The sequence below is a fragment of the Lancefieldella parvula DSM 20469 genome, from assembly GCF_000024225.1.
GTDB lineage: Bacteria > Actinomycetota > Coriobacteriia > Coriobacteriales > Atopobiaceae > Lancefieldella > Lancefieldella parvula.
The window spans coordinates 1,519,227-1,543,805 of sequence record NC_013203.1; the positions used below are offsets into that span (position 1 = coordinate 1,519,227).

Here is a 24,579-nt window from a genome sequence, read left to right on the forward strand (position 1 = left end):
GCAAAGCGCATTGTATTACAGGACTTTTGATTGTACGGCAAAATGTCCAAAAATCAGCCTACAACAAAGTTTCTGTAACAGAGATATTATTCTGGGCAAGTATCGGAAGATACAGCGAGAAAGTAGTACCTTTTCCAAGCTCGGATTCCACTGAAATAGTGCCGTTGTGACGGTCCATAATCTCTTTTGTAATTGCTAAGCCCACACCAAGACCACCTGACGCACGCTCACGACTTTCTTCCGCACGCCAGAATCTCGAGAAAGTCTGTGGAATGTCCTCAGGGGCAATTCCCATACCATCATCAGTCACGGAAATAACCGCATCGGTGTTGTCAATTGAAACGGTTATGACAACATGGCCTCCGTCGTCGGTATAACGAATAGCATTACTCAACAAATTAGTCAGAGCTTCTCGGATCATATCCGAATCAATGTCAACAAAACAGTTGCCCTCAGGAGTCTTATCCACAAAGGTCAACGTACGATTATTTTCTTTAAAAAGTGTTTCTTGCATAGCAACAATACTTGCCACCATTGCTACCACATTCACGCTTTCCGGGTTAAACTTTGTCTTTCCGTTCTCAAGCCTTGACAGGTGAAGCATGGCATCTACCAGGCGAGAAAGACGTCTACTCTCAGACACAATATTTTCTAGTCGCTCTTCATCAGCAGGTAAGATGCCGTCTTGAATTGCTTCAACGGTGGCCATAATAGCCATAAGTGGAGTTCTTAGCTCGTGCGCCACATCGCTGGTCAAACGACGTTCAAGCTTAATGTCTCTTTCGAGTGAAGACGCCATATCGTCAAATGTTTCTCCCAGACGCCCTAATTCATTCTCGCCACGGATGCCCGAGCGAGCCGCAAGATTTCCGCTTCTAATTTGAACAGCTGTCTCGGTAATAAGGCGCACAGGTTTGGTAAGAGAACGTGAAGCTAAAATACCAATCAAGCCAGAAAGCGAGATTGCAATGGCTGCAGCAAGACTGATTGCCTGATAGGAACCATTACGGAATGCAATGTCTCGCTGGGTTAAAAACGGCTCAGAACCAAACGTCCAAATTCTAATGCTACCCACAGATTCACCCTGCAAGTTTTGGACAACCGCATAGACCACGGCGTCGCCTGTCTGAGGGCCAGATGACGCACCATTTACACCAGATCTACGTGCATTTGGTGCAGAGTTGTCATACAACACCACGCCAGAAACATCCAAGACCTGAATGCCAATATCTGGATTAGACGACGCAGCCTGACGCGCAATAGAGAGTACGTCAGCAGTCCAACCTTCTGCTCGCGCGTATGCTTGAGACATATTGAGTGCGGTAGTATTAACGGTATTTTGTAAGTTCTCCCTGGTGTAAGCAGTAAAACGGATTTCCCACACAATACCCAAGACAGAAATAAGCACCAATACTGTCATTACAGCGGTTAACGCAAAGAAAGCCGCCATGTGAGCAGTAAAGCTCTGAGCACCAACGGGATCCGGCTTAATAGTTTTATAAGAACCCTCATTTTCCTGAGGGTCCTTAAGAGAATTTGACTGATATTTCTTAAAAAGTGCCAAAGCTCTAAAGCTTAAGCCTCATGGCTAGCGTTGCCAGCCTCGAAGCGATAGCCAACACCGTGAACAGTGAACAGCCAGCGAGGATTACGAGGGTCATCACCTAACTTTGCACGCAAGTTCTTAACATGCGAATCAATGGTGCGCTCGTAACCTTCAAAATCATAGCCCAAAACCTTCTCGACAAGCTCCATGCGCGTATATACACGGCCAGGATAACGAGCAAGGGTTGTAAGCAGCTTAAACTCTGAAGCAGTAAGGTCAACTTCCTCATTGTTAATGAGAATCTTGTGACCGGAAATATCAATGGTAAGAGTGCCGTAATCAAGCACGTCAACAGCAGTATCTGGCTCTGAATAAGTGCGGCGGAACAGCGCACGGACACGCGCCACTAACTCACGAGGTGAGAAGGGCTTAACAAGATAATCATCAGCACCAAGTTCAAGACCGATAATCCTATCCTCTACCTCACCTTTTGCGGTAAGCATAATGATAGGCACATTAGAAGTATCTCTGATTGCACGACAAACGCGCTCTCCAGAAAGTTTTGGAAGCATCAGATCAAGGATGACCAGGTCAAATGCATGTTTCTCAAACTCCTCAACTGCACTCTGACCATCGCCAACACCCTTAACAACGTAATTTTCGCGCTCAAGATATGCTGAGACAGCGTCACGGATGACTTTCTCATCTTCGACAATCAGAATTTTCTTCTCGTCGGAAGCCATTGTCTCCCCTTTTCTTTTGCTCTGCACGCATGTGCTTATGACACGTTACAATTGTTCATTAATTATTTGTAATCATTCTATCGCTATGTCTACAAATAATCTACAAAGAAAATACACGAACTGCCACAGAGGCAGGATATCCGCTAGTAGGGTCCTTAACAGTTGAGAAGGTTACAAAAGAATCGCAGTTGCCCTCTCGAGCAGGAAATTCTCCATAATCAACGCTTCTATCCATCGAATAGAGCCAATTTGCCGTTTGATTTTGCGTATCAACAAGCACATAAGAAGCACGACTCTTAATTATATAAAGGCTACCTTTACCTGAAGATATTGCATAAGGTTCACGCTCAATAATGTAAGGATTTTCTCCTGAAGCAGGTAAGATGTACGTTCCCATCTTGCCTAAAAGACCACCTGAGTCATAACTTGCTTCAACGGACACAATAAACTTATCGTCTACACGGCTTGCTGCAAATGGTTTAACAGATTGAGGCATAACTAGCTGGTCAACCTTAGTTTTAAGGTTATCTCCCAGCAGATATGCCGTAACGCCATAATAGGTTCCTTCGGAAGCACGAACTCGGGGAGTAAGAGTAACTACGCCCTTGGAAATAGAGGGTGCAGTAGCAAATCTACCTGGTGATTCAACGGCGTCTGTTCCTTCAGAATCACCCACACGCCACACGTAGCAGTGAGAAGACTCGCGGGTTTTCTCGCCCGAGGAAGAAGGCTGGACAATCCAAACTACCTTATCGTCTCCACAGGCAAACGGTGCAGGGTCCCAGTTTTTATCAGCTTTGTAAAGTACCTTTGCGTCTCCTGTAAGCTTGCCATCAGAAAATGGAGCAGCAAAAAGCTCCCAATCAAAGGTTGTGGTATCCACCTCAACCCAGGCGTAAACGGAATCGGAGCAACGAACATCGTAAATGACCGCAGTAGTATTGTTCATCTGAGCTGTAGGAACAACATCAACAACTTGACCAGACGTCAGCGAAAGAGCAGAACCCTTCACCATTGGCGTAGCAGACGCGCCAGCCGTAGTAACGGGGATCCAATTACCGTCAGCAGGGTGTAGCACGCTTCCTAGAGGAAGTGTCCATGTCTGGCTTGGCTGGACAGAATATTCTGCTGAACTATAGGAGTCCAACACATTAGTGCCAGCAGACTCATCAAGTACCAGAGGTTTTCCTACATCTCCCAAACCTGCTTGGTGAGAGCAACCTTCCGCAATACTAATTGCGCCAGCAACCACCACACTAGCTGCTCCCGTCTTAAAAAAGTTTCGACGAGAAATGTTCCCAAAAAGAGTCACGATTTAGTCCAATTCAAGATGTTCAAGACGGTCAAATAAAACGTGTGAACGAGTGAGGAACGCACGAGGATCAAAGATCTTCTCAAGCTCATCATGGCTCAGCGTACAAGCTGGGTCTGCCTCAAGAAGCCCCTGATAAGATGGTCCTTCCTTGCACTGCTGAATATCTGCCCACACCTTCATAGCGTTAGACTGGACAATCTTGTATGCCTCTTCACGAGTAATACCAGTATTAACCAAAGCAAGAAGAACCTTTGACGAGAAGAGCATGCCGCGTGTCTTATTAAGATTGGCCATCATCTGCTCTGGATATAGAACCATGCCATCAAGCAAAAACTCAAGCTTTGACAACATATGGTCAAGAGCAATAAAGCTGTCTGCTTGAGCAACACGCTCAGCAGAAGAATGACTAATATCACGTTCATGCCAAAGAGCAACGTTATCAAAGGCAACCTGTGCATTGGCTTTGACCACGCGGGACAAACCACAGATTTTCTCAGCAGTAATAGGATTGCGCTTGTGGGGCATAGCGGAAGAACCCTTCTGTCCCTTGCGGAATGGCTCTTCAGCCTCGAGGGTATCGGTCTTTTGTAATGCACGCATCTCGGTTGCAACGCGCTCGCAAGTAGCGGCAACAGTTGCCAGAACACCAGCAAGGTAAGCATGATGGTCACGAGAAATTACCTGGGTTGAAAGAGGGTCGTGAACAAGACCGAGTTTCTCGCAAACGTACTCCTCAACAAAAGGATCAATGGAAGAATAAGTTCCAACAGCGCCAGAAATAGCGCCATAAGCAACGTTTTTACGAGCATCCTTTAGACGATCAAGATCGCGCTTGAACTCCCAAGCCCAACTGCCAAACTTCATACCAAAGGTCATAGGCTCTGCATGAATGCCATGAGTACGACCAACGCAAAGGGTATCGCGCTCCTCAAAAGCACGGCGTTTGCAGATGGCAGCGCAGCGACGAACCGCAGCAATGAGTAGGTCACATGCCTGAGTGAGCTGGTAGCAAAGAGCAGTATCTCCCAGATCTGTTGAGGTCATACCGTAGTGAACCCAACGACTTGGTTTGAGCTTGCCCTCAGGAACCTCAGCATCAATGTAGGAGCCCATGTTAGTTAAAAAAGCAATAACATCATGGTTAGTAACAGCCTCAATCTCGTCTACTTCAGCGCGGTTAAACGCAGCGTGCTCACGAATCCAAGCTGCCTCTTCGCGAGAAATACCAATAACACCAAGCTCAGCCTGTGCTTCGCACGCAAGAACTTCAATCTCCTGCCAAACGGCGTACTTGTTCTCCAAAGAAAAGATGTGGCCCATTTCTTTGCCGGTGTAGCGATCTACCACGATGAGACTCCTTCTGCTTGTAAAAGAAAAGGTCGAGTACCACTATGGTACCCGACCTTTGAATTACCTGGTGGGCCGTTAGGGATTCGAACCCTAGACCTTGGGATTAAAAGTCCCCTGCTCTACCAACTGAGCTAACGGCCCATTATCGGGCGTGGCAATTTTACCACGCAACTAAGATAGTGTAGCAGTTTACTCCCATGCCCATTGTCCATTTACGAAAATTGGTATTTCTTTTCCATCGTCAGAAATTCCCCAAATATTCAAATCGTCTGCACCAATCATAAAATCAACGTGCGTAGTGCTCTGATTAACACCATGGGCCAAGAGCTCATCTGAGTTCATCTCAAGACCGCCTTTCAGACACTCTGGGAAGCCCATTCCAAGAGCCAAGTGACAACTGGCATTCTCATCATACAGAGTGTCATAGAATAAAATACCGCTTTGGCGAATAGGAGTATTCTTAGAGATAAGGGCGCATTCTCCCAGATATTTACCGCCCTTTTGAGAAACAATAGAGGTCAGAACATCTTTGCCTTGCTCAGCGCCGTAATCAACTACCTCACCGTCTTTGAAGGTAAACCAAAAGTTCTTAACAATCTGACCAGCGTGAATCAGAGGTAGCGCAGAATGAACGGTGCCGTTTACCTTGCGATAGTTTGGTGTTGTAAAAACTTCCTCAGTAGGAATATTAGGGAAGAACAACGTTCCATCCTGTGTCTTTCCAGCGCCACCTTCCCAAAGATGTCCTGGATTCATGCCAATAGTCAGGTTAGTTCCATTTGAAGACTCATAGCGAAGCTCTTTAAACTGGTGGGAGTTCATGAAACGCTTGGTCTTCTCAAATGTTGCATTATGAGTCTCCCAAGCACTTTGAGGATCTTCTCCGCTTGCATGAGCAACGTCCAAAATAGCAACCCAAAGCCTGTAAATTGCCTCGGACTCAGAAAGCTCTGGGAAAATTACCTTTGCCCATTCAGCTGCAGGAACACCGGCAATACACCAAACGTTTTTGCCAAAATCCATACCATTTCTAAAAACGTCACATTCCAGATTCCTTGCACGAGAAACAGCAGCTGGCTTCTCTGGATCAATACCTTTTAAACCGTTTGGATCATCAGATGAGAGGAACAAAAATGCTGCGCCCTGCTCCGCTAGAGAATTAAGCTGCTCAATCTTCCAACTTGGCGTCTTAGAAAGACGTGCTAGATCGACGTTTTCATACATGATTCTTGAGGACTCTTGATCGCCCCAAATAACCGTAACAAATTCCGCACCAGCCGCATAAGCTGCTCGTTGAACTCTACGAACAAAATCAGCAATCTCAATTGATGCGTTAATTACCAGCTGACTTCCCTCAGAAATTGCGCATCCCTTCTTCACAAGAAGCTCAGCGTACTTATCAATCTGATCAGACAGAGCATCAAGAGCAATCTTTACCTCTTGGTCTGTCATAGGAATCTGTGTCATGTTCTTCCCTTCAACCATCAATCGCTTAATTCAAGAAACTAAGAGCAAGCTATTCGGCAATATATCCAAAATATTTCCGTTCAACTTCTACCCGAACAGCCTTCTTCACAACGCCAAATTTCAGTCTTGTCCATAAAAAGAGCCCCAAAGGGCTCTTTTGTGTCTTTGGAGCGGGCAACGGGATTCGAACCCGCGGATGATGGCTTGGGAAGCCATTGCCTTACCACTTGGCGATACCCGCAATTATGTAGATTTTATCACAGTATTTTTTGCCATTTAATTGCTTGCTCATCAAATAGATAAAAGTTTGATGTGTAATTTTTTGCCTAGCTGCACGTATACCAAAAATATGCGCCTACAAAAACTTTCTTTGAAAGAAATTAGAAAGCTAGTGGTCAGAATAGGTACAAAGTCACTCTTTAGCATGCTCTCCAACGAAAGGAGCGCTATGCAAAAGTACTTCTGGCGAGAAACCCCCGCACACCACTACCCCACTTCTTATAGACACCTACTCTCCACCCGACAACTCAACCTTCCTCGGGCAAAACTACTTGGCGGAGATCCAATCATGCCAAGTATCTTTCCTTCTGTAGGACATGCGGGTCTGCGATTGCGTCTAGCAGATAGGTTTACTCGCAAACCTGAGGCTCCCCCATAAAGAAAAAGACCGGTAAAACACCGGTCTCTCAAGCGAGCTGCTTTGTTACAACATGATTAGTTCACACTATGATGTAGCGCAGGGTTCTTAGATAAGCACTCATTACAAATACCTGTAAAGCACAAGGCGTAAGAGTCAATCTCACCACAAGAATCCTTGGTAAGGCTAGTAAGATCCTTCAGAACAGGTCCATCTACATCAAAGACGCGACCGCACTCATGACACTGAAAGTGGGCATGCTCAGTTGTAGTTGGATCAAAACGGGAGATATTATCGCCAGTATTAACAACCTGGAGCTCACCTGCATCAACAAGCTGCATAAGGTTACGATAAACGGTTCCAAGAGAGATGTTCGGTAACTCCTCTCTTACTGCCGCATACACGCTATCTGCTGTTGGATGATCATGGCGACCTTCCATATATGTCCGAATTGCCTCACGCTGCTTACTGTAACGCACGATAACCTCATTAAATAGTAAGTGTTACTGATTATTAGATACGTTAACACTAAATATCTATATGTTGCAACAAAAGCTCACGTTTATGTATCAAGAAAACCTCGTCATACACAATCTACCTCTGATTTTTCAGTTTGGAGGCACGTATGTTTATCACAAAATCCTCAAAACCTAAGGAAAAAATAACTGCGCAGAAACGCTCTCTTGCTTCTGCTTTTCACTTTTGGTTTATTCCCCTATTGATTGGAGGACTTTTACTTAGCCATCTTTTACTAAAGCCTGCTCATAAACTTGCCTTTGCCCAAGATCCTTCTTTTACTGTTGCCCAAAGAGAAGACTTCCCCGGTGGACAACAAATTCCCATGTGGACTGCTAGCGATGGCACTTATCTCTACTGTGGAGACGAGTTTAATCACTACGGCGCATGGCCAGGAGCAACTGGAAGTATAGTTGACCCACAATCTTATACAAAACTTACTTCAGCTACCGGCGCTCGTGGTGGAACTTATACAGATGAGCAACTTCGAGCTATTGACTACATCATTTATCACGGAGCTACTGCTTCCCAAGAGAAAGACGTTTATGGCTATACGGGCTGGAAGGCGCGAGCTATCACACAGTTTGCGCTTTGGGCTGTTATGCGCGGTGAAGCTCATACCCTTGCGGTTAGCGTCCCTCAAGAAGAACTCCATCAACCAATCGAGAGATTCTACACCGATGCTGTGAACTACGCCCACAATAACAGCGGCGGTCCAGAGAACGGGATTGCAAAGCTTTTTGTACCCGCAGGTGACAAACAGGTCCTATTTTTCTTCGGAGAACAATCTGGCTCTCTCAAGATTACTAAAAACTCCTTATTGCCTGCTATTACTTCCAATAATGAGCATTACGCCTTAGAAGGCGCTGTCTACGAAGTATATTCCGATGAAGGTTGTACCAATCTTCTTGGTAGTCTCACACTTGATGCATCTGGATCCGCAACAATCGACGGACTGCCTGTTGGATGTGTATATGTAAAAGAAACCTCTGCTCCAAAAGGTTTTCTTCTTGATCCAACCGTTCACACCGTAGAAATAAAAAACCAAGAAGAAAGCACTCTCGCGGTTACCGATACTCCTATCGGGGACTTCAATCTACACATTTCAAAACAAGACTTCGACCACAGTGCCAACCTCGATGAGGGCAACCAAGCAGAGCAACAGGGTACTTCTCCCCAAGGAAACGCAACGCTACAAGGTGCACTTTTTAAAGTAACCTATAGCGGATCCTCCGAAACAACGTTAAGAACATGGGTTTTTTCGACCGACGCTCAAGGCTTTACTTCTTTTGATGCAGACCACAAGGTTTCTGGAGATGACCTCTTTACTCTTGACGAGAAACCCTGGCTTCCTCTGGGGTATTATCAAATCGAAGAAATTCAAGCACCTAAAGGTTATAAACTTCCAGAACTTTCATTTCAAACTTGGAAACTATCAAGCCAAAATGGGAATCTGGTCTGGACAAACGTTTCTAGTGGAAAAGAGAGTTCTTCGTCTGAGCACTCCTTTATTTTTAAAGATGAAGTAATAAGAGGGAATCTTAAGATTAAGAAAATTGGACACACTTCTCTAAGTTCATCCGATGGTTATTCTGAAATAAAAGAAATGCCAAGTCTAAAGGGTGCCAAAATTGAACTTACTAATAACTCCACTCAACCTGTTTTTTATCAAGATAAATGGATTGCTCCTCACGAAGTTGTCACTACAGTAGAAACAGATGAATCTGGCGTTGCTGCAATTAAAGACCTTCCATTTGGTTCCTATTCACTTAAAGAAGTACTAGCTCCAGCAGGTTACTCTCTCAATACAGAATGGAATCCAACGGTTACCCTTACTTCTGAAGAGACTATAGAAGCGCCCGAACTCATTGATGAGAGAATTGCTCTACAAACAATGCTTGTAGACACTTCGGGATCCAAAACTCCCAAATATACTGAAATATTAAATCTTGTTGATCACATCAAATATGAAGGTCTCACTCCAGGAGAAGAGTATGAAATTACTGGAGAACTCTATGAAACAAAACAAGTCCAAGAAGGTGCAGCAGAACCCATCGCTCGCGGGACTGTCCGTTTTAAAGCTTCTACCTCATCGGGAGAAGCCGCTGTTCCTTTTTCTGTAAGAACTACTTCTCTTGAGGGTAAAGAAGTTACTGCCTACGAAACAATCTCAAAAGATGGAGAAAAGGTTGCTTCACATACCGACAGCCACTCTGAAGCTCAGACTATTCGTGTAGCCCCTAAGCCCCATCTTCCCGAAACGGCAGATAATGCTTACGAAATTCCTCTTTTATTCGCTCTGGCAGGCGCGTTACTCATTGGATGTACTCATTTATTTGCTACAAAAATAAGACGGCTTTTTTGATTATGTAATCTCCTCTTAAAACTAAAACAAAGAAGGGGTAGAAATCTCTACCCCTTCTTAAAAACCTGTACTGATTGCTTGTTCGTTTATGAGCGTCTAATAAGCTCGGTAACAAGGGCTGCAGCGTCAGCACACTGATCAGCACTAACGTTCTCACGAACATCAGAGGCAGTGCGGCTAAACGCAGGAAGACCGTCCTCATTCATTCCCATCAAAGTAACAGAACGAACTGAATTCTGCATTGCAGGAGTTGCATCAGTGGTTCCCCAGTCAAATGAACTCTGCTCAACATCAATATGAAGATCAGTCGCAATAGTAGAAAGGAGTCGAGTCATTCTACGATCAGCACGACGAACGTTACCAATTCCCTCATTCTTAAGAATAGAGAGCGAACCAGCGCCAACACAATCAAGGTTGATGAGGAAAGCACCACGAATATCAGTTCTGTGCTTTGCAAGGAACTCTCTCATGCCTGCGTGATCAAAATCAGATGCACCAAGCGCAACAAACCAAATGTCATGCGAAATGAGCTCATCATCAGAAAGTGAAAGAACGGCATTACGAAGATCGTCCTCAGAAATAGCAGATACATCCTCAGAGTCATCTTCTTCACGATTTTCTGCAGATGGAGTTGCTCCTCCCTTCCAGTCATCTGATGGCCCATCGTTGCGTCCAAAAAGCCTGAAAGAACGACGCTTGGCCTCAGGAGTCTTTGCGTCTTGTGTCTCCGTTAGACTCTCATCAGCTGAAATGGTGTCAAATGGACCCTCCGCATCTTCTGTTTCAGGAGTAGGTGCAGGTGTTGAAGCTGGAACATAATGAGGAGCTGGTTCAGAAGATGGAGCCAGTGGATCAACAGCATCGCCAGAAGGATCGGGTAGGTCGAAAAGTGACGCGCGACGAGCAAAATCGTTTTTAGAATGGAGCTCATGCGCTTCTCCAGGCTGTACTAATGTTGCGTTTGCATCTGCAGACTCATGAACCTGCTTCATGGTTGCATTAAGTTCATCATCAACAGAGTCATAAACAACAGTATTGTCAGATGCAGCATCCTCAGCCTGTTCTTCTTCTGTTGTGGCATTTACAGCTTCCGCAACATCATCAAGAGATGCGGTCTGACTGGCACCAGTAGTGTCATAAGCAACGTAGCTTACTTCGCAATCCTTAGGAAGAATGCCCAATGAATTGAGAACTTCCTCGCCATGACGAACGCCTTCCACCTCATCAGGCTCTGGGATAAGCGCAGCAGCATCTCCTGCAAAGTGATGAATAACCTCAGGACGATGTCCAGTAGGACGAACGTTTTCGAGAATGCCAAGAAGAGCCGCAACTGAAGACTTATTGTTGTTTGCGCCGATAGTACATGGTGCAAAACGCTCTGCGATAGTTGCAATAGATAGCGCAACAAGCGGAAGAGCTGCAAGAATACCAACAATCCAGAAAAAGATACGAACTGAATCAGGAAGGAAACGAAGAATCTGAACAAAAGTAGCAACAAATACAGCAACTACACACCAACGTGCATACCTTTGTGCAAGAGGTACGTACTTCGCAACAGGAGACTCAACAAGGAAGTTGGTATGTGGAGAATCATAATGAGCAACGATTACGATTGGACGATTGCCTTTTGCAACAAGCTCACCGGTAGCCTCATGCTTAGCGACAACATTCTGACTTCTAATGGAAGATCCAAATGTACCGAGAACGTCATTACCAAAATACTTAAGACAAGTGAGTGCACCAAAACCAACAACAAGCAAAACACCAAAAACAATGAGTGCTACGTTACTAGTTCCTGCAAAAATAATGCCAATGAAGAGGAAAATTAGATAGACTGAATAGCCAAGACTCTTAATAGACTTAGCATCAAATTCTTCAATGGTTGCTTCAAGTCCGTGAATTTTCATTTCTTCAGCAATAGTTTGAGCAGCCTGAAGCTCCTCTTGGCTACCGGCAGGAGCAATATCAATTTGCTCGTCTAGATAGTCAACATAGTCATGTGTAATGGCCATACTGCGTCCTTCGTTGGCATGTCTTCTGACAGGTTTCATATATACGTCATTAGTATACGTCTTATATCGAAATATAGCGGTTAAAGTGTATTTTTACACCCAAATTTAGAAATTCTGCACTAAATATCAAAAACTTTCGTATATGTTTAGAAAGATTTGAGTTCAACTAGCAAAAAGCAGGCGGTGAATATGACTCCAAACGGTAAAACTCTAGGTAATAATGAGCTAGGTGCCTGGAGGGTTTTCTCGCTATTTATGTTGTTACTCCAAAAAGGGCCTTTGCCCTCTTCAGAGTTATATACAGCGGTTTACTCTGACTTATCTACTGATTCTGCTTTAAGAACGTTTTCAAGAGATCGTGCTATTCTGAAGCAACTTGGATTTGCAATCACTGAAGTAAAAACAGGAAAAGAAAAGTCTTTCTATCTTTCGGAATCAAACTTCTTTGGATCCTCCTGCGACTTAAGCGATAAAGATGCCAATCAGCTGCTTGTTATCTGCAGCGCAATTCTGACTGATACAACATTTGTATATCAAAAGGAATTAAGAAATGCTCTCTCTAAAATTGTTGGCAACTTTTATTCCTCAGACTCAGACGAGTCAGACAATCAAAAACCTAGTGCTTTTTCTCAGAGCAAGGTTTTTCCTATTCTTTACGAATCACTCAGCTCTAAACAACTGGTAAAGATTACATATACAGATTCACAGAGCCAAGTTAAGCAAAGGCTTCTTGGTGTTTTGGACTTTTTTGTTTCACAGGGGCTTCTATATTTTGTGGCTAAAGATTTTTCACACAACATAAAGACCGCTCGAATCAAAACCTTCCGCGTTAGCCGTGTTATAGATGCTGCGATTCTTAAAAACGAATCCTTCTCTATACCGGTAGATTTTGACTCAAAAAACTACAATCTTCTCGATTTCCAACTCGGAGCACAGACTGGTACTCTTGCTGCGTTTGTCCCTAAAAACATACTCTCTGCTTTTGAACATTTCTCACAAGGCCAAGGTGACGTTGAGCTCCTCTCTAATGGCGCTCTGTGGACCGTCGTTTACGCTCATGAAGACGCTGCGCTATCTTGGATTCTTGCTCATGGATTAATTCCAAGGTCACCGAAGTCTCTTCTCTCAAAATGGAAAGAGTCTTTAAGCGAGGTTGCCAATGGCTGTTAAAAATACTTCTTTAGGTAGAAAAAACATATCGTCGCTTGTCTATAAACTTGTGCTGCTTGCTGCTGCACTTAGAGATTCTTTTGACTCAGTTGAGTTAAATGCAGTCCAATCTCGATTTGATATATCCACTGAAGAGGCCACCGTTCTTATGGAGCTCTTACAGCTCACAGGCGAGAATGGCTATCTTCCCCTCCCTCTTACTGAAGACCAAGATACTCTAACTCTTGTTGGAGAGTCTCCTTTTAAAACTCGTAGGCTTGTTCTAACAAAAGAGGAAGTTTTAGCACTTAAAGAGGCTTTTACAGCACTCGCTTTACCCAAAGAAAGTATATTTTGGAAACTGATTAAGTCTCCATATGCACCAAGCTCTGTTTTGAGCAACTCCTCATCTACGTCTCTTGTTACTAAAAGTTATTCCGAAGAAGTAGATGTTTTTCTCACCTGTTCAAATGCAATTGCAGAATCACAAGTTATTTCATTTGAGTATCACTCTGAGCTAACGGCCGAAGAAACTCAATATGATAAAAACTTTGCTATTAATCAAAGAGAAATTCTTCCCCACCATCTGTTATACGGAGAAAATGGTTGGCTTATCGAGGGAATTGACTTAAATCTGAAGCAACAGAGAGTCTTTAGACTCAATCGTATGAGACGCATTGAAACGCACCCCGCTTCGTTAATACAACGAAAACTTGTAGAAAATGTAAAAGAGGCTGTCCCGCAGGAAAAGACTCAGATAGTAAGACTTGTCTTCCTTGATAAAAACGCGCTTATGCAATATTCGTGGCCAGGACTCAAAACGGTCAGAAATCAACGCAATGCTGCAGAAATTAAAGCAACTATTCCCTACTACGGTGGAACATGGCTTCTGCAAAGGCTGATAGCCCTCAAAGGAAAAGTAAGAACCGAAGATGAGACTGTGATGCAAGCAATGCACAATTATGCTGCGTCTTTGCTTGCTGCAGAAGAACAGCTTTAGGTCGAACTATCCGAATCAGCAAATGTTCTACCTGCTTAATCGTTGGTTGTTCGTTTAACAGGTTGGCTGATTATCTGGTTAGACGGCTAGAAGACTGATACTACGCGTCGTGTTCTTCTCGCCACTTAGCAATCTGTCCAGAGATGTTCTTTGTTGAGACACATTGATAGTTCTTGTTAGGTAACGATTTCAAAAACGAACTGCCATATCGCTTAGATACCAGTCTTGAATCAGCAAGTACTAAAACGCCCTTGTCCTCAGCACTCCTGATGAGACGACCAGCTGCCTGTTTTGTTGCAATTACTGCCTCTGGCAGAGAATAACGCCACCACGCACGGTCTTCTCGCACCTCACGCTCTTTGACCAGTGGCTCATTAGGGCTTGCGAACGGAAGTTTAGGGATCACCACGCACCTAAGCGTGTCCCCCGCAGCATCAAATCCCTCCCAAAATGATTTAAGAGCAAACAGCGAGAGGTTCTTTTCGGCTAGGAACTTTTCACGAATGCGCCGTGCGGAAGAAGATCGCTCCTGGCAAGCAAGAGTGAGGCCATACTCGCTCAAACGTGGTTCCAGCGCTTCGTAAAGACGCTCCATATCGCGCCTGTTAGTAAAGAGCGTCAACACCGAACCGCCCATCTGAACATGGACGTCAAACAGCAACTTTTCCAGAGCATCCAAATACCCTGGATCAGTTGGTGTAGGCATATCTTCGGCCACAAAGACGCCCATGTGATTCTCGTAGTCAAAGCTAGAGTCTAAATGCAAACTCTTGTGCTCAAAGGAACCCCTATCCAGACCAACAGCATGCTCAAAATGAGAAAAATCGTCTCCAACAGCAATAGTTGCCGAAGTAAATACAACGGAATGCGTCTCAGGAAGCCACTTTTCCGCCAACTCTGCTCCAATATCAAGCTTCTCGGCCACAAGGGCTTCAGAGCCAATATCACGCTTTAGTCGAGTCAACTTTGCCGAATAGACGTAACTCTTGTCCGTTCCATCACAAATAAGCTTCAATGACTCCAGAAGGGTGCTAAGAAACATTCCCGACTCGCTCAAATTGCTCGCAAGGTTTGGAGCTGATGCAGTAAGAGCCTCGGTGGTCTTTCCTATTCTAAGTGCTGCTTCTTCAAGAGCAGAAAGAGCAACAGAAGCGGTCTCCAAAAACTCTTTCCATTCCTTTGTTTCTCTCACTTCATCGTTAATCCAAAGCTGAAGGGAATTATAGCCACCATCACTTTTAGCCAACGGAGCCAGTTCATGCACGGCAACCATGAGGTTGCCCATTGCTGCCATAGCCCGTTGAACTGCAGCAGCAGAACGTGTGAGAAGACCAGTAAGCAGCGTAGAATCTTCAAGATTGGCGGCGCCCACCATAGCAGCGTGAATAGCCCCGGACTTAATTCCTCCAAGCAGCTCAAAGCCGTTTCTCATTTCCTTAGCAGAAATTTCTATTGCCCATTGATGGCGAGCCTCGGCTTCAAATCCATGAGCCTCGTCAATGACCCAATGCCTTATAGGAGGAAGAATTTTGCCGTCAGCAGCAACATTTCTTAGTAGCAGAGAGTGATTAGTCACCACAACATCTGAAGATCCTGCGCGCTTTCGAGCTCCATGGACAAAACACTCATGAGGATAATATGGGCACTTTGAGCGTAGGCACTCTGCTGCTTTAATAGTCACCATTTCTCGCGGAACCGAGCGCCAACGAATACCCAATGCATCCAAGTCACCATCGGCCGACTGACACGCATACGCGTAAATCACTGCAATTGCGGTCAGCATATCTGACGCAACGCTATTGCTAGAACGGCCTTCCTGATCAATCAACGTCAACGGCAGCTCCTCAAGAGCTGCTCTATCAACACGGTGCAAGCATGGATAGTGCTCGTATCCTTTTAAGCTACAAAAACTCAGCCCATTTGGCAGCGCTCTTGCAAGTGCAGGGAGATCATGAGTAACAAGCTGATCGGTCAGCGCATTCGTTTTTGTAGCAATACCTACAGTAACATCATTTTTCTGTGCAAATAACGCCTCAGGCAACAGGTATGCAATCGACTTGCCAATACCGGTTCCTGCTTCAAGTTCTCTATGCGATGAAGTTACCAGAGCGTTTCTGACTTCGACAGACATGCTTACCTGCTCGCTGCGCGTCTCAAACTTGTCATACATCTGTGAGACAACGCCCGGTTTAGCAAACGCCCTGTGAATCTCGTCTTTAGAAATCGGCAGCATAGCAGGCGTTTCTGGGTCGTCCGCGTCCCTTCTCGCCTTTGTTTTTGCATCTGCAACAAGCTGACTACGAATGTCCTTAAGCGAGAAAAACGTGCCCGAAATCTCCGCATCTGCAAGTTCTGCACCTGTTGCATCTTTCCTTGCGATGCCACGCTGAACAACTTCTTTTTCTTTTATCTGCGACAAATACGAAAAGATTGGCCTGAATTTCCACTCCACGTTATCGTGCATTGATGCCAGTTTGGCGAGAAGACCGCGGGGCAGATTCATAAGTCCCAAAAGCAAGATACGCCACATGCCGCAAAGGGCGTCTACGTCGTCACTTGCGCGGTGCGTGACCTTCATGGTGCCAAACGCTTCAGCCATGCTCGACAGCTTGTGCGAAGAGAGTCTCGGTAGCGCTATACGTGAGAGTGACAGCGTATCAATCCAAGTATCGGAGACCGAAGTTCCGCCGGGCACTCGTTCAATAAACGTACGGTCAAAAGTGGCGTTGTGAGCCAAAACAGGAAGTCCGCCAACAAACTCTGCAAGTGCAGCAACGGCTTCTTTTGCACTTGGCGCGCCCTTAACGTCTTCGTCGGTGATTGAAGTCAGGGTTGTAATCTCTTCCGGAATTGGGCATCCAGGATCAACAAAAGTCTGAAAGCGCTCTATGATCTCTCTTCCGCTCAATTTGGCAGCAGAAATCTCAATAAGGGAGCATTTCTTAAAGGACAAACCTGTTGTCTCAGTATCCAAAACAACAATATCATCCTCTAAGACATCAAACGACTCATGCTCAGCCCTCTCTGCAAGCTCCAAATACTTTTTACAAATCGCAGAAGGAGTGCCCGGAAGAATGAGTTCTTCTAGTTTTTGCGTAGCGTTTTTAGTGCTGGTCATAGCCTACAAATCTACTGACGATCCTCAAGCGCAAACTCAATAAATCGAGTACAGAGCTCAGGGAAATCAATACCGCCGGTACGAGCAGAATCAGGCAGCAAAGAACGTGCAGTCATACCAGGGATGGTGTTTGTCTCAAGCACTACTGGCTCACCGTCTTCTGTAACAATAAAGTCACTACGAGAAACACCGCGGCAACCAAGCGCATTGTGGGCCTTAATTGCCAGCTCCTGGGCACGCGCATACACTGCTGGCTCAAGACGAGCGGGAATAACGTGGTGCAAAGATGCAGGCTCGTATTTTGTCTTAATACTGTAGAACTCATCACCAGTAACAATCTCAACGATTGGTAGAGCGGTTGGGTTGTCGTTACCAATAACGGGAACAGTAATCTCTGTTCCTACTACACACTCCTCAATCAGAATACGCTCGCCCTGCTCACCTGCAAGTTTAAGTGCAGCGGGAAGCTCTTCTCGCGAAGTAACGCGCGTAACACCGTAGCTGGAGCCGTTGCCAGAGGGCTTGACAAACATTGGGAAGCCGAGGTCCTCAATAAGCTTATCAACTTGCTCATCTGTAAAGACAGTGCCTGAAGGAACGTCAATACCCCTAGGAGTTGGAATGCCTGCCTGCCTATACATAAGCTTCGACAGCTCTTTTTCTGTTCCCATAGCAGACGCAAGAACGCCCGAAAACGTGTATGGAATGTGCAGAATCTCAAGAAGACCCTGGATGCAGCCATCCTCACCAAAACGGCCATGCATTGCAACGTACACGACATCATAATCACCCTGAGCAAGGGCAACCACAAAGTCTTTCTCTGCAACATCAAGCAGGTCAACATTGATAAAGCCGGCCTCTTTAAGTGCTGCTGCACACTGCTTGCCAGACTCCATTGCAATCTCATGCTCGTCTGACCAGCCGCCTGAAACAACTGCTACATGAAGTTTTTTTAACTCTTCACGTGTCATTTCCGCTCCTTTAGATAAGTCTCCCATAGGGTACACTCTAGTAAACGTATTTCTTCTAAGATACCGCAGATAGCTTAGAAGAGGTGGAGAAGGACAAAAATGCAATCAAATAATACTCTTGACGGCACAAACACCACGGTTGACGGTGCAGACACTCCTACGCCTGATTCTCGACCACAGAAAACAGCCGCTAAATCTGACCTTAGAAGCCTTTCATCGGAACAAATTCTTGACTTGGTAACTTCACTTGGTCAGCCAAAATTCCGTGCAAAGCAAATTGAAGAATGGATTTGGTCTAAGGGTGCTACTTCTTTTGATCAGATGAGTAACCTCCCAAAAACACTACGAGAAGAGCTGTCTAAGCAGGTAATTCTTGCTGGAGCTGAGCAGGTTGTTCGTCAGGTTTCTGAGGACGGAAGCCGTAAATACCTGCTTCGTTATCCTGATGGTACCTCTGTTGAATGTGTCGGTATGCCAAATGGTAACAAGCTCTCTGTCTGCGCTTCCACGCAAGCTGGATGTGCTATGGGCTGTGCTTTCTGTGCAACAGGTGCTTCTGGCCTCACACGTTCTCTTTCTGCAAGTGAAATCTACGAACAAGTTATGCATGTTCGTGACGACTTTGACACACGTGTTACCAGCGTTGTTCTTATGGGCCAGGGTGAGCCTTTTATGAACTATGACGCCACTCTCACCGCTATGAGGCGCCTCAACTCCCCCGATGGAGCCGGTATTGGAGCCCGTCATATTACAGTTTCTACCTGCGGAGTTATCCCGATGATTAAGCGTTTTGCCTCTGAGCCAGAGCAGTTTACGCTTGCAGTGTCACTTCATTCCGCAGTTCAAAAGACGCGCGATGCTCTCATGCCAGGAGTACGCAAATACTCACTTATCCATCTTTACGACATTATGGGTGAATATGTCGATAAAACCGGTCGTCGTCCAACGTATGAGTATGCGTTAATTAAGGGTGTAAACGATTCTGACAATGAGCTTGGAGCTCTAAGGGACTTCTGTCGTGGAACACTTTGCCACGTTAACATCATTCAGCTTAACGAGATTGAAGGTTCAAAATTCCATCCAACTTCCCCTGCTCGCGCACAGGAGTTTGTTAATAGTCTTAATTCTGTCGGAGTTGAAGCAACTATTCGTCTTTCCCGCGGATCTGATATTGACGCAGCTTGCGGCCAACTTTTCCAGAAAAGAAACGCACGTTAAGCAGCGCACATATACGCGTCTCATATGCTCATAATACAAAGAAGGGGCTCTTACTGGCCCCTTCTTTTTACTCTAATATAGAACATTTGTTCTATATTACGTTTAACCATTCTCTTTCTACCCTAGCTTGGTGAGAAAGAATGTTTTTAGAGGTTTTTCTATCGCCGCTGCCCGAACAATCATCAAGTATTGTATCGAGAGCTCTTCTCGATTTCCTTATTGCATAAAGAAAGCTTTTTTGGGCCTCTTCCGTCAATAGAGTATGCTTAGCGAGAAAAGCAATTCCAAGCAACGAAGCGGTAGATATAATTGCAAACTTTATCTTCATTATGCATCTTTGCCATTTGACAGTTTTTCAACTAAAGCAGCAAGCTCTTCTTCATCGTTAAACTCAATTTCAATCTTATTCTTACCGCGGACATTACGTACTTTTACCGGAGTGTCCAAAGCAATCCTTAATTGTCTTGCAGCGCGTTTGTAAGCCTGTGGAGTTGGCTGCCTCTTTGGTTTTTCAGCAGTCGTGACAGAAAATAGTGGAGCAAGGTTTTCTGTCTGACGCACCGATAAATTCTCTTCAATTACTTTCTGGGCAAGCTTAATTCTTCCTTCTTTTCCACTTACAGAAAGAATCGCACGAGCATGTCCAGCACTAATGCGTCCCCCGGCCATCAAAGTTTGAACTTCTATTGGTAAATCAAGGAGGCGCAGAGTATTTGTAATTGCAGACCTAGACTTTGATAAGACTTTTGCTAGATCATCTTGAGTTAAGTTTTCTTGTTTAATTAACTGCTTATAGCCTTGTGCTTCCTCAATTGGACTTAAATCTGACCTCTGTAGATTCTCAATAAGAGCAAGTTTAAATACTTCTTCATCAGAAATCGACTTAATTACTACAGGGACTTCCTCTATTTTTGCAAGTTTTGCAGCCTGGAATCGTCTCTCACCAGCAACTATTTCATAATGATCGCCCTTCTCGCGTACAAGAAGTGGCTGAAGAATACCATTTTGCTTAATTGAATCACTAAGCTCTGCAAGTTCAGCTTCATCAAATCGTTTGCGAGGTTGATTTTTGTTTGGTTTAATCTTCTTTAGAGGCAGTGTGGTGGTTTCTTTTTTGTTACCAACTTCTGCATCTACCTCACTAAAAAGAGAATTAAGACCTTTACCAAGTCCTGTCTTTTTAACCACGACGATTCACTTCCTTTGCAAGTTTGTTGTATGCAAGTGCGCCCATACTAATTCGGGCATACATGGTTACCGGTAAACCATGACTTGGTGCTTCAGCAATTTTGATATTCCTTGGGATGAGCGTTTTGAATACCTTATTTCCAAAGTAGTTGGAAACCTCATTTACAACCTGCTTAGATAGGGAAGTCCGGCTATCAAACATGGTCATCACTACACCAAAAATATCAAGATCTGGATTGAGTTGTTTTTGCACCATCTTCATTGATTCAACAATCTTAGTTACACCTTCAAGTGCGTAATATTCACATTGAATTGGAATAAGAATACTATCAGCTGCTACAAGAGCATTGATAGTAAGAAGTCCTAATGAAGGTGGACAGTCAATCAAAATGTAATCAAAGTACTCTTTAACCTGGTCAATTGCTTGTTTTAAAACATTCTCTCTTGATTCGATGGAGACTAGTTCAATTTCTGCTCCTGCAAGTTGAATGGTAGCAGGTGCAATAGTTACGTACTTCTGAACTGTTTGCTTCAACACCTCTTCAATTGATGTCTCATTCAGAATTACGTCATAGATATCCGCTTCAAGTTCTTCTTTATCAATACCAAAACCACTTGTTGCATTACCCTGCGGATCAAAATCGATAATTAGAACTTTCTTTTTTGTTTCACCTAGAGCAGCAGCAAGGTTAATTACGGTAGTTGATTTTCCAACTCCGCCCTTTTGATTGATTACAGCTAGAACTTTGGTATCTCTATCTTGAAATCCCCTTGAAAGGTCTTTGTAGTTCATTTATCCTCCGTTTGACCAAGTTTATTTTAATAATACAGAATGTTTCACGTGAAACATTCCACAATTACGCTCTTCTTGCAACAAACGGATTTGTTTTAGCCATTCCGGGTTTTCTCGGAAGCTTAATTTTGCTTTTTGTTACTTTTTTATACAAAAGGATTTCTCTATGGCCAAAATCATTTGGTAATTCAAATGTTTCACGTGAAACATTTTCATATCCAAAAATTTTGGCAGCTTGAGAGGCGTCCTGAAGCTCTATCTCATCAACATTGGCCTTCATTACTATAAGGGTACCTTGAAAGGCTAAGAAAGGCTCTGCGTACTCCAAAAGAATATTTGTCTTTGCAACTGCTCTGAAAGTTACAAAATCAAACTTCTGCTTATAGGTATTTGGAATTTCTTCCGCACGAAGTTTTTCAGCTTTAACTTTTTCCTCAAGACCAATCTCATTAATCATTGACTGTACAGCATTGACCTTTTTACCAATAGAATCAACCAGCAATGTTTTGTTATTACTCATAATTGCAAGAGGCAGTCCAGGAAAACCTCCGCCGGTACCAATATCAATATAATTTCGATTACAAGATATAAATTCATCACAAACTTTGAGAGGTAACAAAGAATCAAGTATGTGAAGTATCAGTGCGTCATCAATTGAAGTGATTCTTGTAAGATTAAGCCTCTCATTGATTTCAATAAGCAACTCAATATGTCCCAAAAGTTGTTTTCTTTGAAGCTCAGTTGAATCAATTCCATAGTTATGGAGAAGTTCATTAAGTACATTCTCTTTTGAATTGTATAAAGAATTCTCTAATTCAAACATTGCTTCTCCTGTGACAAAACTTCTTGTAACAAGAAGAATTGTCACAAAAAAAGAGGAAGGCGTAAACCTTCCTCATCAAATCAGTAAAGCTTATTAAAGATTCTTAGCTATTGATAGCTGTAACCACAACACGTCGATATGGATCATCACCCTCAGAGTGAGTAGTAACCTCAAGGTTATCTCTAAGTGCAATATGGATAATACGACGCTCATAGCCACTCATTGGAGCAAGAGAAACCTTACCGGTCTTTTTAGCGCGAGCAGCAGCAGAGAGCGCCATCTCTTGAAGCTTATTGCGACGACGGCTCTTATAGCTTTCAACATCAACAGACACTGGATAGTGAAAGTGAAGCTTAGCACTCATCAGAGAAGAAAGAACCATCTGAAGTGCCTCAAGCGTGTTGCCGTGACGACCAATAAGAATTGCAAGATCGCCACCAGTTACGTCAAGAATGAGCTCACCGTCTTCACCGTCATACTCATCAATTGCACAGCTATTCTCGCCAAAGAATGAGAGAAGCTCTCTCAGATAAAAGACAGCTGTATCAGCAATCTTATTCATCTCAACATCAGTAAGCTGAATTCCGGCTTCAAAATGCTCTCGAATTGAAGCAAACTCGTCTTGTGAATCAACGACAGGAGACTCATTAAGAGCGTTTGGCTCAGAAACGAAAGTCTCATCCTCCATGTCGTCCTCCAGTCAGTATAAAAGTTTAACTATTAATGTATCGTAAAAATTTCGGTAAACAAAAGTTATTTTTACCCTCAGCTGTTAGGCCTTTTTATGAGGACGTGGCTTCTTCTCTTTTCTAACCACATCAACCTCAATTGGTTTATTAGCCATCTGAGCTTCAGCTTTGAGTTTCTCTCTTTCCATAATACGCTTGGTAATGAGCTGCTGCTGAGCAAGCTGCCAAACACCAGAAGTTACGTAGTAGAGAAGAACAGCTGCTGGCACAGTCCAACCAAACCAAAGCATCATGAGGGTCATTATACCGCCCATCATGTACTGCTGAGTACGCTGCTCACCAGAGCTTGTACGAGCATTTACTGCCATGGATAGAAAAGTCGTAAGACCAAACAGAAGAACAAAAATCATGTAAGGAATAGCGCTAACAAAGCCGTCAACAGTAAAAATGTCGGATGTTGTTCGTGCAATAGAAGGAAGAATGCCATAGAAACGAGAATCCACTGGAACCATTTTTGCAACCGTAAAGAGTGCAATAAAGATAGGAGACTGCAGAAGTAGTGGCAGACAACCACCAAGAGGGTTGAAATTAATTTCTGCGTAAAGTTTACGCATCTCTTCATTCTGCCTTACAGGATCATCGGCGTAACGCTCCTGGATTTCTTTAAGCTTTGGCTGAACAACACTCATTCGAGCCATAGAGGCTGTCTGCTTGTTGGTCATTGGAACCAGAATGATACGGATGATGATGGTAAGCAGGATAACTGCCATACCCCAGTCTCCCGAGAATGATTGAAGTCCCGCTAAGACTGTGTATAGAAAGTTAACAATCCAATCCCACATATTTCCTCCGATACGTTCCTTTACGGAACGGGATCGTATCCTCCCTTATGAAAAGGGTGACAGCGAACAATACGCTTAAAAGCAAGCCAGCTTCCCTTTTTAGCACCATACTTTTGTATGGCCTGAACTGCATATTCAGAACAAGTAGGTCTGTAAATACAGTGCGGCTTAAAAAGGGGAGAGATGTTTCTTTGATAGAAACGAATAACACTTAAGAACAAGTTTGCAAGAAAAGATTTTTGTCTTTTCTCACTCATTTGACCCCCGTCTTTCTTAATAGAGCATCCAAAGAAATACTTATATCAGCAGGATTAGTGCTGTGTGTATCTTTAGTCGCAAAGAGAATAATGCCGTATCCCTCAACAGGTAAACCGCTCTTTCGAGCTGCTTCGCGTAAAACGCGTTTACACCTGTTTCTAAATACGGCGTTACCTAATCTTTTTGGAGCTACAAAGGCTACCTCGGAAGGATGTGCCTCAGTGGATGGTGCTACTCGTATACGAAGAACAGAACTTTGAGCTCTCTTCCCCGTAGAGAAGACCCTTTCAAACTCTGCGCGAGATTTAATGGTCTTCACAGAAACATTCCTCAGACAGTGAGGCGCTTACGGCCCTTAAGGCGGCGGCGAGCGAGAACGGCACGGCCATTTTTAGTTGCCATACGTGCACGGAAACCGTGAGTAGTTGCACGCTTGCGCTTATTTGGCTGGTAGGTACGCTTCATAGCTATTTCCTCCCGAACGGGTACAGTATCGATTAAAAAGCCTACAGATTGTACTCGTGTTTATAGGTACGTGTCAAATTTTCTACGCAGTTACCTCAACTTTTTCTCTCTTTT

22 protein-coding genes and 2 tRNA genes are annotated in these 24,579 nt (G+C 44.1%); 4 read left to right on the forward strand and 20 right to left on the reverse strand.

Annotated features, from left to right (window positions below):
* Window positions 1-58 precede the first annotated feature (58 nt).
* The 8 genes from APAR_RS06925 to APAR_RS06960 all read right to left on the reverse strand — a co-directional run bounded on the left by APAR_RS06925 (window position 59) and on the right by APAR_RS06960 (window position 7,537).
* Entirely contained in the window at window positions 59-1,564 is a 1,506-nt protein-coding gene (locus tag APAR_RS06925) for a sensor histidine kinase (RefSeq protein WP_012809428.1), read from the reverse strand.
* Window positions 1,565-1,575: 11 nt separating this feature from the next.
* A complete protein-coding gene (locus tag APAR_RS06930; RefSeq protein ID WP_012809429.1) occupies window positions 1,576-2,289 on the reverse strand; it encodes a response regulator transcription factor in 714 nt (237 codons plus the stop codon).
* Window positions 2,290-2,389: 100 nt separating this feature from the next.
* The gene (locus APAR_RS06935) at window positions 2,390-3,601 is read right to left on the reverse strand and encodes a hypothetical protein (RefSeq protein ID WP_012809430.1); all 1,212 of its coding nucleotides are present in this window, start codon (window positions 3,599-3,601) and stop codon (window positions 2,390-2,392) included.
* A gap of 3 nt (window positions 3,602-3,604) precedes the next feature.
* Window positions 3,605-4,951 carry an adenylosuccinate lyase gene (gene purB, locus APAR_RS06940; protein ID WP_012809431.1) on the reverse strand — a complete coding sequence of 449 codons (1,347 nt, stop codon included), beginning with the start codon at window positions 4,949-4,951 and terminating at the stop codon, window positions 3,605-3,607.
* Window positions 4,952-5,019: 68 nt separating this feature from the next.
* A tRNA-Lys gene (locus tag APAR_RS06945) sits at window positions 5,020-5,095 on the reverse strand.
* Window positions 5,096-5,143: 48 nt separating this feature from the next.
* The gene (locus tag APAR_RS06950) at window positions 5,144-6,421 is read right to left on the reverse strand and encodes an aminopeptidase (protein WP_041654089.1); all 1,278 of its coding nucleotides are present in this window, start codon (window positions 6,419-6,421) and stop codon (window positions 5,144-5,146) included.
* A gap of 166 nt (window positions 6,422-6,587) precedes the next feature.
* A tRNA-Gly gene (locus APAR_RS06955) sits at window positions 6,588-6,662 on the reverse strand.
* Between the two features lie 473 nt (window positions 6,663-7,135).
* Entirely contained in the window at window positions 7,136-7,537 is a 402-nt protein-coding gene (locus APAR_RS06960) for a Fur family transcriptional regulator (RefSeq protein WP_012809434.1), read from the reverse strand.
* A gap of 146 nt (window positions 7,538-7,683) precedes the next feature.
* Between APAR_RS06960 and APAR_RS06965 the strand changes: the two genes are divergently transcribed.
* Entirely contained in the window at window positions 7,684-9,939 is a 2,256-nt protein-coding gene (locus APAR_RS06965) for a SpaA isopeptide-forming pilin-related protein (protein WP_012809435.1), read from the forward strand.
* A gap of 86 nt (window positions 9,940-10,025) precedes the next feature.
* Here the strand turns inward: APAR_RS06965 and APAR_RS06970 are convergent, their stop codons facing one another.
* Window positions 10,026-11,951: a prolipoprotein diacylglyceryl transferase gene (locus APAR_RS06970; RefSeq protein ID WP_012809436.1), complete on the reverse strand. Its 1,926-nt coding sequence runs from the start codon at window positions 11,949-11,951 to the stop codon at window positions 10,026-10,028.
* A 279-nt stretch (window positions 11,952-12,230) separates the two neighbouring features.
* On the opposite strand from APAR_RS06970, the gene APAR_RS06975 reads away from it, so the two are divergent.
* Both APAR_RS06975 and APAR_RS06980 read left to right on the forward strand, forming a co-directional pair.
* On the forward strand, window positions 12,231-13,121 hold the full coding sequence (locus APAR_RS06975) for a helix-turn-helix transcriptional regulator (RefSeq protein ID WP_169302139.1): 891 nt from the start codon (window positions 12,231-12,233) through the stop codon (window positions 13,119-13,121).
* Complete coding sequence (locus APAR_RS06980; protein WP_012809438.1) at window positions 13,111-14,100, forward strand: WYL domain-containing protein; 990 nt, start codon at window positions 13,111-13,113, stop codon at window positions 14,098-14,100. Before APAR_RS06975 ends, APAR_RS06980 begins: the two co-directional genes overlap by 11 nt.
* Window positions 14,101-14,200: 100 nt before the next feature.
* Here APAR_RS06980 and APAR_RS06985 read toward each other — a convergent pair whose 3' ends face one another.
* Window positions 14,201-17,218: a helicase C-terminal domain-containing protein gene (locus APAR_RS06985; protein WP_041654091.1), complete on the reverse strand. Its 3,018-nt coding sequence runs from the start codon at window positions 17,216-17,218 to the stop codon at window positions 14,201-14,203.
* Between the two features lie 11 nt (window positions 17,219-17,229).
* Complete coding sequence (locus tag APAR_RS06990; RefSeq protein ID WP_012809440.1) at window positions 17,230-18,189, reverse strand: D-alanine--D-alanine ligase family protein; 960 nt, start codon at window positions 18,187-18,189, stop codon at window positions 17,230-17,232.
* Between the two features lie 99 nt (window positions 18,190-18,288).
* Here APAR_RS06990 and rlmN point away from each other — a divergent pair, with 99 nt between their 5' ends.
* Window positions 18,289-19,407 (forward strand): dual-specificity RNA methyltransferase RlmN, encoded by a 1,119-nt coding sequence (rlmN, locus tag APAR_RS06995; protein WP_012809441.1) that lies wholly within the window; start codon window positions 18,289-18,291, stop codon window positions 19,405-19,407.
* 91 nt (window positions 19,408-19,498) lie between these two features.
* Here rlmN and APAR_RS07000 read toward each other — a convergent pair whose 3' ends face one another.
* The 9 genes from APAR_RS07000 to rpmH all read right to left on the reverse strand — a co-directional run bounded on the left by APAR_RS07000 (window position 19,499) and on the right by rpmH (window position 24,465).
* Window positions 19,499-19,735 (reverse strand): hypothetical protein, encoded by a 237-nt coding sequence (locus tag APAR_RS07000; protein WP_041654093.1) that lies wholly within the window; start codon window positions 19,733-19,735, stop codon window positions 19,499-19,501.
* A complete protein-coding gene (locus APAR_RS07005) occupies window positions 19,735-20,595 on the reverse strand; it encodes a ParB/RepB/Spo0J family partition protein (RefSeq protein WP_012809442.1) in 861 nt (286 codons plus the stop codon). The genes APAR_RS07000 and APAR_RS07005 overlap by 1 nt, the downstream gene beginning before the upstream one ends.
* Window positions 20,588-21,388: a ParA family protein gene (locus APAR_RS07010; RefSeq protein ID WP_012809443.1), complete on the reverse strand. Its 801-nt coding sequence runs from the start codon at window positions 21,386-21,388 to the stop codon at window positions 20,588-20,590. The genes APAR_RS07005 and APAR_RS07010 overlap by 8 nt, the downstream gene beginning before the upstream one ends.
* A 64-nt stretch (window positions 21,389-21,452) precedes the next feature.
* The gene (rsmG, locus tag APAR_RS07015) at window positions 21,453-22,211 is read right to left on the reverse strand and encodes a 16S rRNA (guanine(527)-N(7))-methyltransferase RsmG (protein ID WP_012809444.1); all 759 of its coding nucleotides are present in this window, start codon (window positions 22,209-22,211) and stop codon (window positions 21,453-21,455) included.
* A 103-nt stretch (window positions 22,212-22,314) separates the two neighbouring features.
* A complete protein-coding gene (locus APAR_RS07020) occupies window positions 22,315-22,899 on the reverse strand; it encodes a Jag family protein (RefSeq protein ID WP_012809445.1) in 585 nt (194 codons plus the stop codon).
* Between the two features lie 84 nt (window positions 22,900-22,983).
* The gene (locus APAR_RS07025; protein WP_012809446.1) at window positions 22,984-23,742 is read right to left on the reverse strand and encodes a YidC/Oxa1 family membrane protein insertase; all 759 of its coding nucleotides are present in this window, start codon (window positions 23,740-23,742) and stop codon (window positions 22,984-22,986) included.
* A gap of 20 nt (window positions 23,743-23,762) precedes the next feature.
* Complete coding sequence (yidD, locus tag APAR_RS07030) at window positions 23,763-23,999, reverse strand: membrane protein insertion efficiency factor YidD (RefSeq protein WP_012809447.1); 237 nt, start codon at window positions 23,997-23,999, stop codon at window positions 23,763-23,765.
* Window positions 23,996-24,319: a ribonuclease P protein component gene (rnpA, locus tag APAR_RS07035; RefSeq protein WP_012809448.1), complete on the reverse strand. Its 324-nt coding sequence runs from the start codon at window positions 24,317-24,319 to the stop codon at window positions 23,996-23,998. The genes yidD and rnpA overlap by 4 nt, the downstream gene beginning before the upstream one ends.
* A gap of 11 nt (window positions 24,320-24,330) precedes the next feature.
* The gene (gene rpmH, locus APAR_RS07040; RefSeq protein WP_003148884.1) at window positions 24,331-24,465 is read right to left on the reverse strand and encodes a 50S ribosomal protein L34; all 135 of its coding nucleotides are present in this window, start codon (window positions 24,463-24,465) and stop codon (window positions 24,331-24,333) included.
* Window positions 24,466-24,579 lie beyond the last annotated feature (114 nt).

Bases quoted from the DNA above. Each gene is read 5' to 3' on its own strand.
- APAR_RS07000 (WP_041654093.1), bottom strand. From the start codon at position 19,735: ATGAAGATAAAGTTTGCAATTATATCTACCGCTTCGTTGCTTGGAATT.
- APAR_RS06985 (WP_041654091.1), bottom strand. From the start codon at position 17,218: ATGACCAGCACTAAAAACGCTACGCAAAAACTAGAAGAACTCATTCTT.
- APAR_RS06950 (WP_041654089.1), bottom strand. From the start codon at position 6,421: ATGACACAGATTCCTATGACAGACCAAGAGGTAAAGATTGCTCTTGAT.
- APAR_RS07025 (WP_012809446.1), bottom strand. From the start codon at position 23,742: ATGTGGGATTGGATTGTTAACTTTCTATACACAGTCTTAGCGGGACTT.
- APAR_RS07020 (WP_012809445.1), bottom strand. From the start codon at position 22,899: ATGGAGGATGAGACTTTCGTTTCTGAGCCAAACGCTCTTAATGAGTCT.
- rpmH (WP_003148884.1), bottom strand. From the start codon at position 24,465: ATGAAGCGTACCTACCAGCCAAATAAGCGCAAGCGTGCAACTACTCAC.
- APAR_RS06930 (WP_012809429.1), bottom strand. From the start codon at position 2,289: ATGGCTTCCGACGAGAAGAAAATTCTGATTGTCGAAGATGAGAAAGTC.
- APAR_RS06970 (WP_012809436.1), bottom strand. From the start codon at position 11,951: ATGGCCATTACACATGACTATGTTGACTATCTAGACGAGCAAATTGAT.
- rsmG (WP_012809444.1), bottom strand. From the start codon at position 22,211: ATGTTTGAATTAGAGAATTCTTTATACAATTCAAAAGAGAATGTACTT.
- rlmN (WP_012809441.1), top strand. From the start codon at position 18,289: ATGCAATCAAATAATACTCTTGACGGCACAAACACCACGGTTGACGGT.
- APAR_RS07010 (WP_012809443.1), bottom strand. From the start codon at position 21,388: ATGAACTACAAAGACCTTTCAAGGGGATTTCAAGATAGAGATACCAAA.
- APAR_RS06965 (WP_012809435.1), top strand. From the start codon at position 7,684: ATGTTTATCACAAAATCCTCAAAACCTAAGGAAAAAATAACTGCGCAG.
- yidD (WP_012809447.1), bottom strand. From the start codon at position 23,999: ATGAGTGAGAAAAGACAAAAATCTTTTCTTGCAAACTTGTTCTTAAGT.
- APAR_RS06990 (WP_012809440.1), bottom strand. From the start codon at position 18,189: ATGACACGTGAAGAGTTAAAAAAACTTCATGTAGCAGTTGTTTCAGGC.
- APAR_RS06980 (WP_012809438.1), top strand. From the start codon at position 13,111: ATGGCTGTTAAAAATACTTCTTTAGGTAGAAAAAACATATCGTCGCTT.